Genomic DNA, 17,219 nt, shown 5'->3' with positions numbered 1-17,219 from the left:
GCGCTCACCCCTCCTTGGCGCGGTAGATCCCCTCGGGCAGGTGCAGCGCCGCGCCCAGTTCGCGCGCCTGGTGCAGCGACAGGGTGATGCGCACCACCGCGTCGCGGCGCGGATCGTATTGCTCCACCGTCACGCAATCCTCGAAGGCGCAGACGGTGACGTCCTCCTGCAGATTGGCCCCGCCCTCGTCGACGAGGGTGACCACGGTGGCGTCGAAATCGTGCTCGATGGTGAACATGGGATCAGCCTAGGGGGCGGCTCGCGGCTTCGCAAGCCATGTGCGGCAGGGCGATGCCGATCGCGTGACAGGGCCTTGGCCGGGGCTGGCCGCGCGGGGGAGCGGCGTCTAGGATCGGGGCAACCCATACCGACGCAGCGGACCCCCTTGCCGATGATTTCCCGCCTTTCCTGCCTCGCCCTTGTCGCCGGTCTCGGACTGTCGGCCTGCGCGCCGCCTGTCGTCGTGGCGACCGGGCCGCAACGCACCACCACCGTGACCCGCCCCGGCGCGCCCGCGCCGACCAATGTCACCATATCGAAGGGCCCCGGCCCGGTGGCCAACCCGGCCGCCGCGCGCATGGCGGCGCGCAATTTCGTCGCCGTGGTCGAGCGGCTGGAGCCGGTGGCCGAGCAGGTCTGCCGCGCCAATGCGCCGCAGCTCGATTGCGATTTCCGCATCGTCGTCGATGACCGCCCGGGCCAGCCCGCCAATGCCTTCCAGACCCGCGACGCGCAGGGCCGCCCGCTTCTGGCCTTCACCGTGGCGCTCTTGGGCGAGGTGGAGAACGCCGACGAGCTGGCCTTCGTGCTCAGCCACGAGGCGGCGCATCACATCGCGGGCCATCTCGACCGGCAGAACCGCAACGCCGCGATCGGCGCCACGGTGTTCGGCCAGCTGGCCAGCGGGCTGGGCGGCGGCAATGAGAGCGTGGTGCGCACCGCCCAGCAGCTTGGCGCGGGCTTCGGCGCGCGCAGCTATTCCAAGGATTTCGAGCTGGAGGCCGACGCTCTGGGCGCGACCATCGCCGAGCGGGCGGGCTATGACGCCATCAAGGGCGCGCAATTCTTCCTGCGCATTCCCGATCCCGGCGACCGGCTGCTTGGCACCCATCCGCCGAACGCGCAGCGCATGGACATCGTGCGCCAGACCGTGGCGGGGCTGTAAGGCGGGCTTTGGGGGCGCTCAGCCGAGCACCCCCATCGCGATCGCGGCAAAGAAGCAGGCCGAGGCGGCCAGCACGAAGCCATGCCAGATCGCGTTGGAAAAGCGCAGCTTTTCCCACAGAAAGAAGATCACCCCGGCCGAGTAGAGCAGCCCGCCGATCACCACCAGCGCGGTCGAGGCGACGGGCAGGGTCAGCGCCAGCGACCAGACCAGCGCCACGCTGAGCCAGCCCAGCAGCAGGTAGAGCGTCGGACCGAGCCTGCCGGGGCTTTTCCAGAAGAACAGCTTGGCGATCGCCCCGCCCAGCGCCACGATCCAGACCACCGCCAGCACGCCATAGGCGAAGGCCGAGCCGATCAGCACCACCAGCGGCGTATAGGTGCCCGCGATCTTGAGATAGATCGCGGCGTGGTCGATCCGGCGCAGCACCGGGCGCAGACCGGTCCAGGGCGTCATGTGGTAGAAGGCCGAGGCCGAGAAGGTCGCGACCAGCGCGCCGCCATAGATCGCGACGGCGGCGATGCGCTCGGCCCGGACCTCTGCCGCCAGGGCCGAGAACACGACGAGCAGCACCGCGCCCGACAGAGCGAAGATCACGCCGAGGGCATGGATCACGCCATCGGCGATGCGCTCGGAGCGGGCATAGGCGGGATAGTCTTCGTGCTGAGGTGTCATGGGTCCAATCTAATGCGCTGGCCGGGTTCCGCGAGGGGGCATCGGCATAGGAACGCGCTCCATTGGCAAAGAGTTGCTGTCTTGGCTTCGCCGCGAGCCGGGGTCATTGTCGCGGCTGCGGCACGCCGGGAGAGCACATGCGCGAACATTACGAGAGATTGCGCATCCGCGCGCTGTGGTCCTGGCAGGGGCTCAAGCACATCTGGCGCACCGAGGGCAGCCTGCATCAATGGATGTGGGCCAACATCATCTCCGCCGCGCTGGCCTTCGCCCTGCCGATCACGGCGGGCGAGCGGGGGATGCTGCTGATGGGCGGTGTCATGGTGCTGGCCTTCGAATGTCTCAACACCGCGATCGAGCGCGTCGTCGACGATGTGAGCGAGGAGCGCCGCGCGCTGGCCAAGCAGGCCAAGGATTCAGGTTCCGCCGCCGTGGCCGTTGCGGGCGCCGCCGTGGGGCTGGCATGGCTCTGCGTTCTGGGCGGGCTGGTGCTCTGAGACACGTGAAACACCGCCCCCGCATGAGAAAGGCCGCGCCCCTACCGGGGGTCGCGGCCTTCTTCGATCCAGGCGGGGCCGATCAGCTCTCGGGCGGTAGCACCCGCAGCCGCAGCTCGCGCAGCTGCTCGTTCGAGGGCTCGGACGGCGCGTCCATCATCAGGTCCTCGGCCCGCTGGTTCATCGGGAAGAGGATGACCTCGCGGATGTTCGCCTCATCGGCCAAGAGCATCACCATCCGGTCGATGCCCGCCGCACAGCCGCCATGCGGCGGGGCGCCGTACTGGAACGCGTTGACCATGCCGCCGAAGCGCTTGCGCACTTCGTCTTCGCCGTAACCGGCAAGTTCGAACGCCTTGAACATGATCTCCGGCTTGTGGTTCCGGATCGCGCCCGAAATCAGCTCGTAGCCGTTGCAGGCAAGGTCGTACTGGTAGCCCAGCACCTTCATGGGATCGCCCTGCAGCGCCTCCATCCCGCCCTGCGGCATCGAGAAGGGGTTGTGCGAAAAGTCGATCCGGCCCTCGTCATCCTTCTCGTACATCGGGAAGTCGACGATCCACGCGAATGCGAAGCGGTCGGTCTCGGTCAGGCCGAGCTCCTCGCCGATCACCACCCGCGCCCGGCCCGCCACGCGCTCGAAGGCCTCGGGCTTGCCGCCGAGGAAGAAGGCCGCATCGCCGACGCCGAGGCCCAGCTGCTCGCGGATCGCCTCGGTGCGCTCGGGGCCGATGTTCTTGGCGAGCGGACCGGCGGCCTCCATGCCATTGCCCTGATCGCGCCAGAAGATGTAGCCCATCCCCGGCAGGCCTTCCTTCTGGGCAAAGGCGTTCATCCGGTCGCAGAACTTGCGGCTGCCACCCGTCGGCGCGGGAATGGCGCGGATCTCGGTGCCCTCCTGCTCGAGGAGCTTGGCGAAGATCGCGAAGCCCGAGCCTTTGAAATGCTCGGAGACGTCCTGCATCTTGATCGGGTTGCGCAGGTCCGGCTTGTCGGTGCCGTACCACAGCGCCGCATCCTTGTAGGAAATGAGCGGCCACTCCTGATCGACCTTGCGGCCGCCGCCGAACTCCTCGAACACGCCCGCCATCACCGGCTGGATCGTGTCGAACACGTCCTGCTGCTCGACGAAGCTCATCTCCATGTCGAGCTGGTAGAAATCGGTGGGCGAACGGTCGGCGCGCGGGTCCTCGTCGCGAAAGCACGGCGCGATCTGGAAATACTTGTCGAAGCCCGACACCATCAGCAGCTGCTTGAACTGCTGCGGCGCCTGCGGCAGCGCGTAGAACTTGCCCGGATGCAGGCGGCTCGGCACGAGGAAGTCGCGCGCGCCCTCGGGACTGGACGCGGTGATGATCGGCGTCTGGTATTCGCGGAAGTTCTGGTCCCACATCCGCTGGCGGATGGAGCGCACCACGTCCGAGCGCAGCGTCATGTTGGCCTGCATCTGCTCGCGGCGCAGGTCGAGGTAACGATACTTGAGCCGCGTCTCCTCGGGGTATTCCTGATCGCCGAAGACCTGAAGCGGCAGCTCCTTCGACGCGCCGAGCACCTCGACGCCGCGCACGAAGACCTCGATCTCGCCGGTGGGCAGCTTGGGGTTCACAAGCTCGGGCGCGCGCGCCTTCACCTCGCCGTCGATGCGGATGCACCATTCGGAGCGCAGCTTCTCCACCTCGGAAAAGGCGGCGCTGTCGGGGTCGCACAGCACCTGCGTCATGCCGTAATGATCGCGCAGGTCGATGAACAGGATGCCGCCATGGTCGCGGATCCGATGCACCCAGCCCGACAGCCGGACGGTATCGCCGACATTGTCAGAGGTCAGGGCGGCGCAGGTATGGGTGCGGTAGGCGTGCATGAAAGGATATCCCTTGTGGCGGGTGTCGCGCCGATACACCGGGTTGGGGGCTTGATGTCAAGCAAGCCGAGGGGTCAGGCCGCGACGAGCCGCGCCGGGATCAGCCCGCGCAGCGAATTGCCCATGAAGAACCGCGCCCCCTCCAGATTGCCGGGCCGCAGCACCGCCTCGCGCCGCCCCTGCCCCAGCAGCTCCGCGCGAAGCACGCCCGGCAGCAGCCCGCAGGAGAGCGCGGGCGTCAGCTCGGCGGTGAAGAGATTGGTGATGGTGCCTTCGCAAAGCTCGCCGCGCGTGTTGAGAAACAGCCACTCATCCACGCCCTCGGGCAGCCCGGCCCGCGCGGCATCGTAAAGCGCGCGGCGCGTCGTCTTGCGGTAAAGCCACGGATCGCTCGGGTCGAGCCGCCGGGGATGGATCGCCACGCGCCACTCGGGCGGGGTCGCCCCCAAGGGCGCGGTGGTCAGCTCCAGCGCACCGGCCACATCGAGCGTCAGCCGGCAGCGCAGCGGGGTCTCGGGCGCAAGTTCGAACAGGGCCTTCGCTTCGCCCCGGTCGAAGGCATAGCCCAGCGCCGCCGCGGTCCCCGCCATGCGGTCGAGATGGGCGCTCAGGCGGCGCGGCCCCTCGCCGGGATGGACGCCAAGTGTCTCTATGATCTTCGGCGGGGTCTCGGGCGGCATCGGCGGTCTTTGCGTATTTGAAGAAAGATGAACGGGGGTTCAGCCCAGAATGCGGGCGAAGCGCGTCTTCCACAACGCCTCGTCCCATTCCGAACCCGCCTCGCTGTCCCACACGATGCCACCGCCGACATTGAGCGTCGCGCGCCCCGCCTCGACCATCAGCGTGCGGATCGCCACGTTGAACGAGGACCGGCCATCGGGCGCGGCCCAGCCGATCGCGCCGCAATAGGCCTCGCGCGGCCAGGACTCCAACTCGCGGATGTTCTCCATCGCGCGCAGCTTCGGCGCGCCGGTGATCGAGCCGCAGGGAAACAGCGCCGCCATGATCGCCCCCAGCCCCGCGCCCGGCGCGAGCCGCGCGGTGACATGGCTCACCATCTGGTGCACCGAGGCATAGGTCTCGACATCGAACAGACGCGGCACCGCGACCGTGCCGGGCACGGCAACGCGCGAAAGATCATTGCGCAGCAGATCGACGATCATCAGGTTCTCGGCGCGGTTCTTCTCGTCGGCGGTGAGAAACGCCCGGTGGGCCGCGTCTTCTTCCTCGGTCGCGCCCCTCGGGCGCGTGCCCTTCATCGGGCGCGTCTCGATGCCCCCTGCCCCGTCGGTGGCGAAGAACAGCTCCGGCGAACGCGAGATCAGCGCGGGCAGACCCTCCTGCTCCACCAGCGCGCCATGCGCCACCGGCTGACCGCGCGACAGAGCCGCAAAGAGCGCCTCCGGGCGGCCCGAACACGCGGCGTCGAGCGGAAAGGTCAGGTTCGCTTGGTAGATGTCGCCCGCGCCGATATAGCCGCGCACCCGGTCGAGCGCCGCCCGGTGATCTTCCGCACTCCAGCGCGGCGCGAATTTGCCCAAACGGGCTGGCCCGGCCTCGGGCTGCCAGGCTTCGGGGCCATCCTCGAACACGCCGAAGCGCAGGAGCGGCAGGCGGCGGTGCTCGGGCATCAGGGGCAGAAGCCGCCGCTCCAACGCATAGCCCAGCTCATAGCTCGCATAGCCCGAGACCCACGCCCCCTCGGCCCGCGCGGCGTCGAGCGCCGCGAGCGCCAGCGGCACGCCCGCGGGCCGCCACGCCTCGATCAGCCGCCGGGGCCGCGAAAACCGCACCGCCCCGCCACCGGGGCCCTTGTCGAAGCCGATCCGCATGTTCGCCCACACTCTTTTGCGCCCTCCCGATACATCGACCGGCCCCCCTGCGACAGGGGGCGATGCGATTGCCTTCCCTAGCGGGACCGCAAGGCCTTGCGCTGGGGCGGCCCATGTCTATAACCGCGACGATTTGCGCGGCCCCCCTCCCTGAGGCGGCGCGAGAAACACGAGGGTCCCATGCCGAAAAGAACCGATATCCGCTCGATCATGATCATCGGCGCGGGGCCGATCGTCATCGGCCAGGCCTGCGAGTTCGATTACTCGGGCGCGCAAGCCTGCAAGGCGCTGCGCGAGGAAGGCTACCGGGTCATCCTCGTCAACTCCAACCCCGCCACGATCATGACCGATCCCGGCCTCGCCGACGCCACCTATATCGAGCCGATCACCCCCGAGGTCGTCGCCAAGATCATCGAAAAGGAGCGCCCCGACGCGCTCTTGCCGACCATGGGCGGGCAGACCGGCCTCAACACCTCTCTCGCGCTGGCCGATATGGGCGTGCTGGAAAAGTTCGGCGTCGAGATGATCGGCGCCCGGCGCGAAGCCATCGAAATGGCCGAGGACCGCAAGCTCTTTCGCGAGGCGATGGACCGGATCGGGCTGGAAAACCCAAAGGCCACCATCGTCACCGCGCCCAAGCTCGACAATGGCAAGCGCGACCTGAACGCGGGCGTTTCCCTCGCCATCGAGGCGCTCGAGGAGATCGGCCTGCCGGCGATCATCCGCCCCGCCTTCACGCTGGGCGGAACGGGCGGCGGCGTCGCCTACAACCGCGCCGAATACGAGCATTACTGCCGCACCGGCATGGACGCCTCGCCCGTGGGCCAGATCCTCGTCGACGAAAGCCTGCTCGGCTGGAAGGAATACGAGATGGAAGTCGTGCGCGACCGCGCCGACAACGCCATCATCGTCTGCGCCATCGAGAACGTCGACCCGATGGGCGTGCATACCGGTGATTCGATCACCGTCGCCCCCGCGCTGACCCTGACCGACCGCGAATACCAGCACATGCGCAACGGCTCGATCGCCGTGCTGCGCGAGATCGGCGTCGAAACCGGCGGCTCCAATGTGCAATGGGCGGTGAACCCCGATGACGGCCGCATGGTGGTGATCGAGATGAACCCGCGCGTCTCGCGCTCCTCGGCGCTGGCCTCCAAGGCCACCGGCTTCCCGATCGCCAAGATCGCGGCCAAGCTCGCCGTGGGCTACACGCTCGACGAGCTCGACAACGACATCACCAAGGTCACGCCGGCGAGCTTCGAGCCGACCATCGACTATGTCGTCACCAAGATCCCGCGCTTCGCCTTCGAGAAATTCCCCGGCTCCGAGCCGCATCTCACCACCGCGATGAAATCGGTGGGCGAGGCGATGGCGATCGGCCGGACCTTCCACGAATCCTTCCAAAAGGCGCTGGCCTCGATGGAGACGGGCCTCACCGGCTTCGACGAGATCGAGATCGCGGGCGCGCCCGACCGCGCCGCCATCACCAAGGCGCTGTCGAAGACCACCCCCGACCGCATCCGCGTCATCGCCCAGGCGATGCGCGAGGGGCTGTCGAACGACGAGATCCAGGCGGTGACCAAGTTCGACCCGTGGTTCCTCGACCGCATCCGCGAGATCGTCGAAACCGAGAACGGGATCCGCCGCGACGGCCTGCCCACCGATGAGGCCGGGCTGCGCCATCTCAAGATGATGGGCTTCACCGATGCCCGCCTCGCCACCCTCACGGGCCGCGACGAGAACGACATCCGCCGCGCGCGCCGCAATCTCGGCGTGACGGCGGTGTTCAAGCGGATCGACACCTGCGCGGCCGAGTTCGAGGCGCAGACGCCCTACATGTATTCGACCTACGAGACCCCGGTGATGGGCGAGGTCGAGGACGAGGCGCGCCCCTCGGACCGCAAGAAGGTCGTGATCCTGGGCGGCGGTCCGAACCGGATCGGCCAGGGCATCGAGTTCGACTACTGCTGCTGCCACGCCTGCTTCGCGCTGACCGATGCGGGCTACGAGACCATCATGGTCAACTGCAACCCCGAGACCGTCTCGACCGATTACGACACCTCGGACCGGCTCTATTTCGAGCCGCTGACCTTCGAGCACGTCATGGAGATCCTGCGGGTCGAGCAGGAGAACGGCACGCTGCACGGCGTGATCGTGCAGTTCGGCGGCCAGACGCCGCTGAAGCTCGCCAATGCGCTCGAGGCCGAAGGCATCCCGATCCTCGGCACCAGCCCCGACGCGATCGACCTCGCCGAGGATCGCGAGCGCTTTCAGGACCTCGTCAACCGGCTCGGCCTCAAGCAGCCCAGGAACGGCATCGCCGCGACCGACGAGCAGGCGCTCGAGATCGCCGAAAAGATCGGCTTCCCGCTGGTGATCCGCCCGTCTTACGTGCTGGGCGGCCGGGCGATGGAGATCGTCCGCGACATGGATCACCTCAAGCGCTACATCCGCGACGCGGTGGTGGTCTCGGGCAAGAGCCCGGTGCTGCTCGACAGCTACCTCTCGGGCGCGACCGAGGTGGACGTGGATGCGCTTTGCGACGGCGAGAAGGTGCATGTCGCGGGCATCATGCAGCACATCGAGGAGGCGGGCGTCCATTCGGGCGACAGCGCCTGCTGCCTGCCGCCGCATTCGCTGAGCGAGGAGATCCAGGCCGAGATCCGCCGTCAGGCCGAGGCGCTGGCCAAGGCGCTGGGCGTGGTCGGGCTGATGAACGTGCAGTTCGCGGTCAAGGAGGACGAGGTCTACCTGATCGAGGTGAACCCGCGCGCCTCGCGCACCGTGCCCTTCGTCGCCAAGGCGACCGACAGCGCCATCGCGAGCATCGCCGCGCGGCTCATGGCGGGCGAGAAGCTCTCGGCCTTCCCCTTCCGCCCGGCCTATGAGAACGTCGATTACGACAGCGACCTGCCCTATGCCGACCCGATGACGCTCGCGGACCCCAACATGCCGTGGTTCTCGGTCAAGGAAGCGGTGCTGCCCTTCGCCCGCTTCCCCGGCGTCGACACCATCCTCGGGCCGGAGATGCGCTCCACCGGCGAGGTGATGGGCTGGGATCGCAGCTTCGCGCTCGCGTTCCTCAAGGCGCAGATGGGCGCGGGCTCCGACCTGCCGCGCGAGGGCCGCGTCTTCCTGTCGATCCGTGACGGCGACAAGACGCCCGACATGGCCGAAGCCGCGCGCATCGTCACCGATCTGGGGCTGAGCATCCTCGCCACCCGCGGCACGCTGGCTTGGCTCAAGGAGAACGGCATCGAGGCCGAGCTGGTCAACAAGCTCTACGAGGGCGGGCTCACCATCGTCGACCGGCTGAAAGACGGGCATGTGGCGCTGGTGATGAACACCACCGAGGGCGCGCAGGCGATCGAGGACAGCCGCGACATCCGCTCCGCGGCGCTGCACGCCAAGATCCCCTACTTCACCACCGCCGCCGCCGCGCAAGCCGCGGCGCAGGCGATGAAGGCCCGCGTCGAGGGTGATGTCGGCGTGCGCTCGCTGCAGGCGTGACGTCAGCCGGAACGGCACAATGACCCATGCGTTTCTCCCTTACCAAGCAGAAGGGAGAGACGCATGGACACCCCCCTCGAAATCGCCTTCCACAACATGGACAGCTCCGACGGGCTGGAGGCCCGGATCCGCGAACGCGCGGCCAAGCTGGAGCGGTTCCACAACCACATCACCAGCTGCCATGTCGTGGTCGAGGTTCCGAACCGCAGCCAGGGCGGGCCGAAAGGCTACCATGTGCGCGTCGAATGCCGCGTGCCCGGCAAGGAGCTCGTGGTGAGCCAGGACCCGGGGAACGGCGACAAGCACGACCCCTACCTCGCCGTGCGCGACGCCTTCTACGCCATGGAGCGCCAGCTCGAACACGCCGCCCAGAAGGTGCAGGGCGAGGTGAAGGCGCATGAGGGGCCGCCGCAGGGCCGGGTGCGCCAGCTCTTCACCGAATACGGCTTTATCGAAACCCTCGACGGGCGCGACATCTGGTTCCACAAGGCCAGCGTCGCCGAGGACGGCTTCGAGAAGCTCGAAGAGGACACGCCGGTCGAGCTGTCCATCGTCGATGACGGCCCGAACGGCATGGGCCCGCAGGCAACCAGCGTGCGCCCGATCGGCAGGATGCAGCTTCAAGGCGACGTGCCCTCGCAGGCCTGATCGCGGGCCTGATCGCGGGCCTCACGAAAAACGCCCCACGCACGAGGGCGGCGCGTTGTCATGGCGCGCCGCCCTTTGTATGTCCCCGCCCCATGGCCAAGCTCTATTTCAACTACTCGACCATGAACGCCGGCAAGTCGACGGTGCTGTTGCAGGCCGCGCACAACTATGCCGAGCGGGGGATGCAGACCTACCTGCTCACCGCCAAGTTCGACAACCGCGCGGGCGAAGGCTTCATCAAGAGCCGGATCGGCATCGGCAGCCGGGCCGATACCTTCGATGCGGGTGACGACCTGTTCGAGAAGATCCAGGCGCGGCTGAAAACGCCCTGCGCCTGCGTCTTCGTCGACGAGGCGCAGTTCCTCTCGCCCGATCAGGTCTGGCAGCTCGCCCGCGCGGTCGATGATCTGCGCGTGCCGGTGATGTGCTACGGTCTGCGCGTCGATTTCCTCGGTGAGCTGTTTCCCGGCTCGGCCACGCTTCTGGCGCTCGCCGACGAAATGCGCGAGGTGCGCACCATCTGCCATTGCGGGCGCAAGGCGACCATGGTGGTGCGCAAGGATGCCGAAGGCCGCGTCGCCATGGCGGGCGACCAGGTCGAGATCGGCGGCAATGACCGCTACGTCTCGCTCTGCCGGCGGCATTTCCGCGAGGCGATCGGCGACCGCCCCGCGTGAGCCTCAATTGACGAGGTTGGGCAGCGCCTGCCCCTTGGCCCAGGCGCAGGCATTGTCGAGCGCCATCCGCCCCATCGCCTCGCGCACCTCCAAGGCCGCCGTCCCCAGATGCGGCAGCAGCACCGCGTTGTCGAGCTTCGCGAGCCGCTCTGGCACCTCCGGCTCGTTCTCGTAGACGTCGAGCCCCGCACCGCCGATCCGGCCCGCCTCCAGCGCCTCGATCAGCGCCGCCTCGTCGACCACGTCGCCGCGCGCGATGTTGATCAGGATGGCATCGGGCTTCATCAGCCCGATCATCTCGCGGCTGATCAGGTGATGCGTCTCGGGCGTCGCGGGGACGGTGACGACGATGAAATCGGCCGAGGACATCAATTCCTCGAGATCGTCCACCTGCATCGCCGGCAGCGGCACCGCCTTGGAGGAGCGGCTGTGATACAGAAGCTGCATGTCGAAGCCGAGCGCGCAGCGCTTGGCCACCGCCTGACCGATCCGGCCCATGCCGACGATGCCCACCGTCTTGCCGGTCACATGCGTGCCGAGCATCTGCGTTGGCGCCCAGCCGGTCCAGCCGCCCGCCCGCACCAGCCGCTCGCCCTCGCCCGCGCGCCGCGCGGTGGCCAGAAGCAGCGTCATGCCGATATCGGCGGTGGCATCCGTCACCGTGTCGGGCGTGTTCGACACCGCGACACCGGCCGCGCGCGCGGCCTCCGCGTCGATATGGTTGTAGCCCACGCCGAAATTGGCCAGCACGCCGCAGCGGATTTCGCCCGCCTGTGCGAAGGCATCTGCCGTGAACCGGTCGCCCAGTGTGCACAGGATCGCGTCATAGGCGCCAAGCGCCTCCGCCGCCTCGGCCTCGGTCAGGCCGCGATCGGCGTCGCGGAAGGTGGTGTCGAAATGCCTCGTGCAGGCATCGAGCACCGATTGCGGCAAGGGCCGCGTGACAAGCAATGCCTTCCTGGTCATGACAGCCGCCCTCCCTGCGGCACCGGCTTGTCCGGCCCGATCAGCACGATCGCGCCTTCGGCATCCGGCAGGCCCAGCACCAGCACCTCGGAAAGGAACTTGCCGATCTGGCGCGGCGGAAAGTTCACCACCGCAAGCACCTGCCGCCCTTCGAGATCCGCCGGGTCGTAATGCTCGGTGACCTGCGCCGAAGAGCGCTTCTCGCCGATCTCGGGGCCGAAATCGATCCACATCTTGATCGCGGGCCTGCGCGCTTCCGGGTAGGGCTCCGCGCGGGTCACCATGCCCGCGCGGATGTCCACGCGGGCGAAGTCGTCGAAGACGATCTCAGGGGCCACCGCCTCACCCATTCGCAAGCTCGCGCGAGCGGTCGGCGGCGGCCTTGAGCGCCCGGCTCAGGAGCACCGGGAAACCGTCGGTCTCGTTCATCAGAACGTCGAGCGCGGCCTGCGTCGTGCCGTTGGGCGAGGTCACGTTCTCGCGCAGCTTGCCGGGATGCTCGTTCGAGCCATCCGCCAGCGCGCCCGCCCCCGCCACCGTGGCCGAGGCCAGCCGCAGCGCCAGCTCGGAGCTGAGCCCCTGCTCCTCGCCCGCCTTGGCCATCGTCTCGATCAGGTGGAACACGTAAGCCGGGCCGGAGCCGGAGACCGCCGTCACGCCGTCCATCTGATCTTCGCTCTCGAGCCGGACGACCTGCCCCACCGCCTTCAGAAGCTCCTCGGCGAGATCGACCTGCTCGGCCGTCGCATGCGCGTTGCCGATGATCGCGGTGATGCCGCGCCCGATCGCCGAAGGCGTGTTGGGCATGGCGCGCACGATCGGGGTCTTCTCGCCCAGCGCGTCCTCGAACCTGGAAATCGGCGTGCCGGCGGCGACCGAGACGAACAGCGTCGTGCCGTTGCCCTTGGCCTGCATCGAGGGCAGCGCGTCGCCCATCATCTGCGGCTTGACCGCGACGAGGACGATCGCCGGGTCCTCGGGCAGATCCTCGTTCAGGCGGATGCCCTGGTTTTGCAGCCAGTCCGAGGGCTTGGGGTCGAGCACGGTGACCGACGTCTTGGGCAGCCCGCCATCGAGCCAGCCCGCCAGCATCGCCGAACCCATCTTGCCGCAACCAAGGAGCACGAGGCCCCGGCGCGCGACTTCATCCATCTGCATGGCGCAACCTCCTTTGAGTTTGCGCCGGAGGCTAGGCGCGCGGACGCGAAGCTGCAAGCAGATGACCCGAAGGCAGCGCCCGGGGCCGGCGGCGGGCCTTGCGTATTTGAAGAAAGATGAAAGGGAGACGCCTCGCCTGCGACAGCCCGGCCGCCTCGGGGCCGAGGCCGCCGAACGCTCAGCGGCGGCGCAGCCGGATCACCACGTCGACCTTGGCGATCTCCGCGCCGTCGGGCGCATCGGGCAGGCGCGAGATCTCCAGCTGCTCGGAAGGCGCATCCGACAGGCGCGCCTCGTCCTCCCAGTAGAAATGCGGGTGATCGGTCATGTCGGTGTCGAAATAGCTCTTGGAGCCATCCACCGTGATCTCGCGCATCAGCCCGGCGGCGCAAAAGGCCGAGAGCGTGTTGTAGACCGTGGCGAGCGAGACCTTGTGGCCCGAGCGCGACGCCGCCTCGAACAGGCTTTCGGCGGTGACGTGGCGGTTCTGCCCGTCGCCCACCAGCAGCGTGGCGAGCGCGAGCCGCTGGCGCGTCGGGCGCAGCCCGGCGGTGGCCAGCCAGTCGGCGCCGCGGCGGGCGGGGGGGTGGGGCGTTTGCGTCATGACCCGATAGATATGCCCTTTATCGCGCGGGATTTCAATGTGGCCCTGCATCGCGCCGCCCTTGCCTTCGCGCGCGCCGCGATGCTGCCGCCCTTGCCCTCGCGCGCGCCGCGATGCTAGAGCCTTGGGTCAGACAAACAACGAGCAACCGACGGGGCCACATGTCAGAATATCCGACCCAGTTCGACAAGGACGCGCTCCTGAAATGCGCGCGCGGTGAACTGTTCGGCGAAGGCAACGCCCAGCTTCCCGAGCCGCCGATGCTGATGATGGACCGCATCACTGATGTCTCGGCCGACCGCGGCGAGCACGGCAAGGGCCACATCACCGCCGAGTTCGACATCAAGCCGGACCTGTGGTTCTTCGAATGCCACTTCCCCGGCAACCCGATCATGCCCGGCTGCCTCGGGCTCGACGGGCTGTGGCAGCTCACCGGCTTCAACCTCGGCTGGCGCGGCTGGAAGGGCCGCGGCTACGCGCTCGGCGTCGGCGAGGTCAAGCTCACCGGCATGGTGCGCCCGGATCGCAAGAAGCTTACCTACCACGTGGATTTCACCAAGGCGGTGCAGACCCGCCGGCTGACCATGGGCGTCGCCGATGGCCGCGTCGAAGCCGATGGTGAGACCATCTATCTCGTCAAGGACATGAAGGTCGCTCTCTCCGAGAGCTGACCGGACAAGGAAGGAGGCGCCATGCGTCGCGTCGTCGTCACCGGCCTCGGGGTCGTCTCGCCCATCGGAAACTCCGCCGAAGAAGTGGACGCCGCGCTGCGCGCCGGCCGCTCCGGCATCGAGGCCTCCGAGGAAATGGCCGAATACGGCTTTCGCAGCCGTGTCGCGGGCACGCTCAAGGTCGATCTCAAGGAAGAGATCGACAAGCGCACCCTGCGCTTCATGGGGCCGGGCGCGGGCTATGCCTATCTCTCGATGCGCCAGGCCATCGCCGATGCCGGGCTCGAGGAGGCCGAGATCTCGAACGAGCGCACCGGCCTGATCGCGGGCTCGGGCGGGCCTTCGACCTCGAACCTCTTCGCCGCGCACCAGACCGTGCTGAAATCGGGCTCGCCCAAGCGCATCGGCCCGCTCATGGTGCCGCGCGGCATGTCCTCGACCGTCTCGGCGAACCTCTCGACCGCCTATTCGATCAAGGGCATCAACTACTCGATCACCTCGGCCTGCTCGACCTCGCTGCACTGCATCGGCGCGGCCGCCGAGCAGATCGTCATGGGCAAGCAGGACGTGATGTTCGCCGGCGGCGGCGAAGAGCTGGACTGGACCCTGTCCTGCCTCTTCGACGCGATGGGCGCGATGTCCTCGAAGTTCAACGACACGCCCGAAAAGGCCAGCCGTGCGTTTGATCGCGACCGCGACGGCTTCGTCATCGCGGGCGGCGGCGGCATGGTGGTGCTCGAGGATCTCGAGCACGCCCGCGCCCGCGGCGCTAGGATCTATGCCGAGGTGACCGGCTTCGCCGCGACCTCGGACGGGCACGACATGGTGGCCCCCTCCGGCGAAGGCGGCGAGCGGGCGATGCGGCTGGCGCTGAACACCCTGCCCGAAGGGCGCAAGGTCGGCTACATCAACGCGCATGGCACCTCGACGCCCGTGGGCGACGTGGGCGAGGTCGAGGCGGTGCGCCGCGTCTTCGGCGAGGGCTCCACCCCGCCGATCTCCTCGACCAAGTCGATGACCGGCCACAGCCAGGGTGCGACCGGCGCGCAGGAGGCGATCTATTGCCTGCTGATGCTCAAGGGCGACTACATCGCGCCCTCGATCAATGTCGAGAACCTCGCCGAGGGGATCAACGAAGGCGAGATCGCGACCGAGCTGCGCGAGAATGCCGGGCTCGACACGGTGATGACCAACAGCTTCGGATTCGGCGGCACCAACGGCTCGATGCTGCTGTCCCGCTACGACGACTGACGCAGAGGCGGGAGAGACGGACATGATGTCGATGGTGGGCAAGCGCGGCCTTGTCATGGGGGTCGCGAACGACCGGTCGATCGCCTGGGGCATCGCCAAGGCGCTGCATGGCGCGGGGGCCGAGATGGCCTTCTCCTATCAGGGCGAGACCTTCGGGCGGCGCGTCGCGCCGCTCGTGGCGCAGCTCAACTCGGACTTCCTGCTCGACGTGGACGTCACCGACGACGCCTCGCTCGACGCGGCCTTCAAGAAGATCGAGGAGCGCTGGGGCCGGCTCGATTTCGTGGTCCACGCCATCGCCTATTCCAACAAGGACGAGCTGACGGGCCGCTTCATCAACACCAGCCGCGAGAACTTCCGCAACTCGCTCGACATCTCCTGCTACTCGCTGATCGACATCGCCCGCCGCGCCCATCCGCTGATGAGCGCCGGCGGCTCGATCATCACCCTGACCTATCAGGGCTCGAACAAGGTGACGCCCTTCTACAACGTCATGGGCGTGGCCAAGGCGGCGCTGGAGGCCAGCGTGCGCTACCTCGCCAACGATCTCGGCCCCGAGGGCATCCGCGTCAACGCGGTCTCGCCCGGGCCGATGAAGACGCTGGCGGGCGCCGCGATCGGCGGCGCGCGCAAGACCTTCAAGCACACCGACGCCAACGCGCCCCTGCGCGCCAACGCCACGCTCGAGGCGGTGGGCGGCACGGCGCTCTACCTCTGCTCGGATGCGGCGGCCTGCACCACCGGCGAGATCGTGCATGTCGATGGCGGCTACCACGTGCTGGGCATGCCCCAGAGCGAGAACATCTGAAGACTTGCGCGAAAGCGCAACGGGTTTAGGCTCGCGGCAGGTTTCCCCTGTCGCGAGCCTTTCCATGTCACAGGACGTCTTCATCAACCTGCCCGTGAAGGACGCCGCCCGCGCCCGCACCTTCTACGAGGGCTTGGGCTTTTCCGTTGTGGCGCAGTTCACCGGCGATCAAACCACCTGCATCCGCGTGACCGATGGCGTCTGCCTGATGCTGCTCGACCGCGAAACCTTCGCCGGCTTCGCCCCCGGCCCCGTCGCCGATCCGCACGAGACGGTCGGGGTTCTGGTGGCGATCCCGCGCGAGAGCCGCGACGCGGTCGACGCCATCGTCGAGGCGGCGGTGGCGCAGGGCGGCAGCGACACCGGCAAGACGGTCGAGCACGGCGATGTCATGTATGGCCGCACCATCCGCGACCCGGACGGCAACGTGCTGGAGACCGGCTGGATGGACGCCGAAAAGATGCAGGCCGCGATGGCGGCACAGAAAGACTAGCCGCGCGGCCCCCAGAGGATCAGCGCCGCGCCGATCAGGCATAGGAGCGCCCCGCCCGCGTCGAAACGGTCGGGGCGTTGGCCTTCCGCGATCCAGAGCCAGCCCAGAGAGGCCGCGATATAGACCCCGCCATAGGCCGCGAAGGCCCTTCCCGCGAAGGCGGCGGGGCTGAGCGCCAGCAGCAGCGCAAAGCCCGCCAGCGCGGCGGCCCCGGGGATCAGCCACAGCGCCGAGCCCCCTGCCCGCCACCAGGCCCAGACCGCGAAGCAGCCGGAGATTTCGAGCAGGGCGGCAAGGAGGTAGAGCGGCAGGATCGGCATGGCCCCTTCTTCGCCTCCACGGGTCGGGATGTCACATGAAAAAGGCCCCGGCAGCGCACGCTGCCGGGGCCTTTCCCGGATGTTCG

19 protein-coding genes are annotated in these 17,219 nt (G+C 68.3%); 9 read left to right on the top strand and 10 right to left on the bottom strand.

Features of this window, described 5'->3' with window-relative positions; all coding sequences use genetic code 11:
• Window positions 1–4: 4 nt before the first annotated feature.
• Window positions 5–238, bottom strand: a complete 234-nt coding sequence (locus CJ301_RS12290) for a hypothetical protein (protein WP_099277703.1) — start codon at window positions 236–238, stop codon at window positions 5–7.
• A gap of 153 nt (window positions 239–391) precedes the next feature.
• Here CJ301_RS12290 and CJ301_RS12285 point away from each other — a divergent pair, with 153 nt between their 5' ends.
• Window positions 392–1,165, top strand: coding sequence for a M48 family metallopeptidase (locus CJ301_RS12285; RefSeq protein ID WP_173812359.1), 774 nt, complete (start codon window positions 392–394; stop codon window positions 1,163–1,165).
• 18 nt (window positions 1,166–1,183) lie between these two features.
• On the opposite strand, the gene trhA is transcribed toward CJ301_RS12285, so the two are convergent.
• A complete protein-coding gene (gene trhA, locus CJ301_RS12280) occupies window positions 1,184–1,840 on the bottom strand; it encodes a PAQR family membrane homeostasis protein TrhA (protein ID WP_099277702.1) in 657 nt (218 codons plus the stop codon).
• Window positions 1,841–1,977: 137 nt separating this feature from the next.
• On the opposite strand from trhA, the gene CJ301_RS12275 reads away from it, so the two are divergent.
• Window positions 1,978–2,337, top strand: coding sequence for a diacylglycerol kinase (locus CJ301_RS12275; RefSeq protein WP_099277701.1), 360 nt, complete (start codon window positions 1,978–1,980; stop codon window positions 2,335–2,337).
• 82 nt (window positions 2,338–2,419) lie between these two features.
• On the opposite strand, the gene aspS is transcribed toward CJ301_RS12275, so the two are convergent.
• From aspS to CJ301_RS12260, 3 genes are all read right to left on the bottom strand, one after another.
• Window positions 2,420–4,195, bottom strand: a complete 1,776-nt coding sequence (gene aspS / locus CJ301_RS12270; RefSeq protein WP_099277700.1) for an aspartate--tRNA ligase — start codon at window positions 4,193–4,195, stop codon at window positions 2,420–2,422.
• Between the two features lie 74 nt (window positions 4,196–4,269).
• The gene (locus CJ301_RS12265; RefSeq protein WP_099277699.1) at window positions 4,270–4,875 is read right to left on the bottom strand and encodes an aminotransferase class IV family protein; all 606 of its coding nucleotides are present in this window, start codon (window positions 4,873–4,875) and stop codon (window positions 4,270–4,272) included.
• A 39-nt stretch (window positions 4,876–4,914) separates the two neighbouring features.
• Entirely contained in the window at window positions 4,915–6,027 is a 1,113-nt protein-coding gene (locus tag CJ301_RS12260) for an aminodeoxychorismate synthase component I (protein ID WP_099277698.1), read from the bottom strand.
• A 180-nt stretch (window positions 6,028–6,207) separates the two neighbouring features.
• Between CJ301_RS12260 and carB the strand changes: the two genes are divergently transcribed.
• From carB to CJ301_RS12245, 3 genes are all read left to right on the top strand, one after another.
• The gene (gene carB, locus CJ301_RS12255; RefSeq protein WP_099277697.1) at window positions 6,208–9,537 is read left to right on the top strand and encodes a carbamoyl-phosphate synthase large subunit; all 3,330 of its coding nucleotides are present in this window, start codon (window positions 6,208–6,210) and stop codon (window positions 9,535–9,537) included.
• A 63-nt stretch (window positions 9,538–9,600) separates the two neighbouring features.
• A complete protein-coding gene (locus tag CJ301_RS12250; RefSeq protein WP_099277696.1) occupies window positions 9,601–10,185 on the top strand; it encodes an HPF/RaiA family ribosome-associated protein in 585 nt (194 codons plus the stop codon).
• A gap of 92 nt (window positions 10,186–10,277) precedes the next feature.
• A complete protein-coding gene (locus CJ301_RS12245) occupies window positions 10,278–10,862 on the top strand; it encodes a thymidine kinase (RefSeq protein WP_099277695.1) in 585 nt (194 codons plus the stop codon).
• A 3-nt stretch (window positions 10,863–10,865) separates the two neighbouring features.
• On the opposite strand, the gene CJ301_RS12240 is transcribed toward CJ301_RS12245, so the two are convergent.
• The 4 genes from CJ301_RS12240 to irr form a co-directional block, all read right to left on the bottom strand.
• Complete coding sequence (locus CJ301_RS12240) at window positions 10,866–11,828, bottom strand: 2-hydroxyacid dehydrogenase (RefSeq protein WP_099277694.1); 963 nt, start codon at window positions 11,826–11,828, stop codon at window positions 10,866–10,868.
• Entirely contained in the window at window positions 11,825–12,178 is a 354-nt protein-coding gene (locus CJ301_RS12235) for a tRNA-binding protein (protein WP_099277693.1), read from the bottom strand. The genes CJ301_RS12240 and CJ301_RS12235 overlap by 4 nt, the downstream gene beginning before the upstream one ends.
• Window positions 12,171–12,986: a pyrroline-5-carboxylate reductase gene (gene proC / locus CJ301_RS12230; RefSeq protein WP_099277692.1), complete on the bottom strand. Its 816-nt coding sequence runs from the start codon at window positions 12,984–12,986 to the stop codon at window positions 12,171–12,173. Before proC ends, CJ301_RS12235 begins: the two co-directional genes overlap by 8 nt.
• 178 nt (window positions 12,987–13,164) lie before the next feature.
• A complete protein-coding gene (irr, locus tag CJ301_RS12225) occupies window positions 13,165–13,590 on the bottom strand; it encodes a Fur family transcriptional regulator Irr (RefSeq protein WP_099277691.1) in 426 nt (141 codons plus the stop codon).
• A 161-nt stretch (window positions 13,591–13,751) separates the two neighbouring features.
• Between irr and fabA the strand changes: the two genes are divergently transcribed.
• The 4 genes from fabA (at window position 13,752) to CJ301_RS12205 (ending at window position 16,813) form a co-directional block, all read left to right on the top strand.
• Complete coding sequence (gene fabA, locus CJ301_RS12220) at window positions 13,752–14,261, top strand: bifunctional 3-hydroxydecanoyl-ACP dehydratase/trans-2-decenoyl-ACP isomerase (RefSeq protein WP_099277690.1); 510 nt, start codon at window positions 13,752–13,754, stop codon at window positions 14,259–14,261.
• Between the two features lie 21 nt (window positions 14,262–14,282).
• Window positions 14,283–15,512, top strand: coding sequence for a beta-ketoacyl-ACP synthase I (fabB, locus tag CJ301_RS12215; protein WP_099277689.1), 1,230 nt, complete (start codon window positions 14,283–14,285; stop codon window positions 15,510–15,512).
• A 22-nt stretch (window positions 15,513–15,534) separates the two neighbouring features.
• A complete protein-coding gene (locus tag CJ301_RS12210; RefSeq protein ID WP_099277688.1) occupies window positions 15,535–16,320 on the top strand; it encodes an enoyl-ACP reductase FabI in 786 nt (261 codons plus the stop codon).
• A gap of 64 nt (window positions 16,321–16,384) precedes the next feature.
• Complete coding sequence (locus CJ301_RS12205) at window positions 16,385–16,813, top strand: VOC family protein (protein ID WP_099277687.1); 429 nt, start codon at window positions 16,385–16,387, stop codon at window positions 16,811–16,813.
• On the opposite strand, the gene CJ301_RS12200 is transcribed toward CJ301_RS12205, so the two are convergent.
• On the bottom strand, window positions 16,810–17,133 hold the full coding sequence (locus CJ301_RS12200) for a YnfA family protein (protein WP_099277686.1): 324 nt from the start codon (window positions 17,131–17,133) through the stop codon (window positions 16,810–16,812). The two genes, CJ301_RS12205 and CJ301_RS12200, sit on opposite strands and share 4 nt — an antisense overlap.
• Between the last annotated feature and the right edge of the window lie 86 nt (window positions 17,134–17,219).

Origin of the sequence: Limimaricola cinnabarinus (assembly GCF_002723615.1) — a bacterium.
Classification (GTDB): Bacteria; Pseudomonadota; Alphaproteobacteria; order Rhodobacterales; family Rhodobacteraceae; genus Limimaricola; species Limimaricola cinnabarinus_B.
This window is presented reverse-complemented; position numbering and strand designations above follow the sequence as displayed.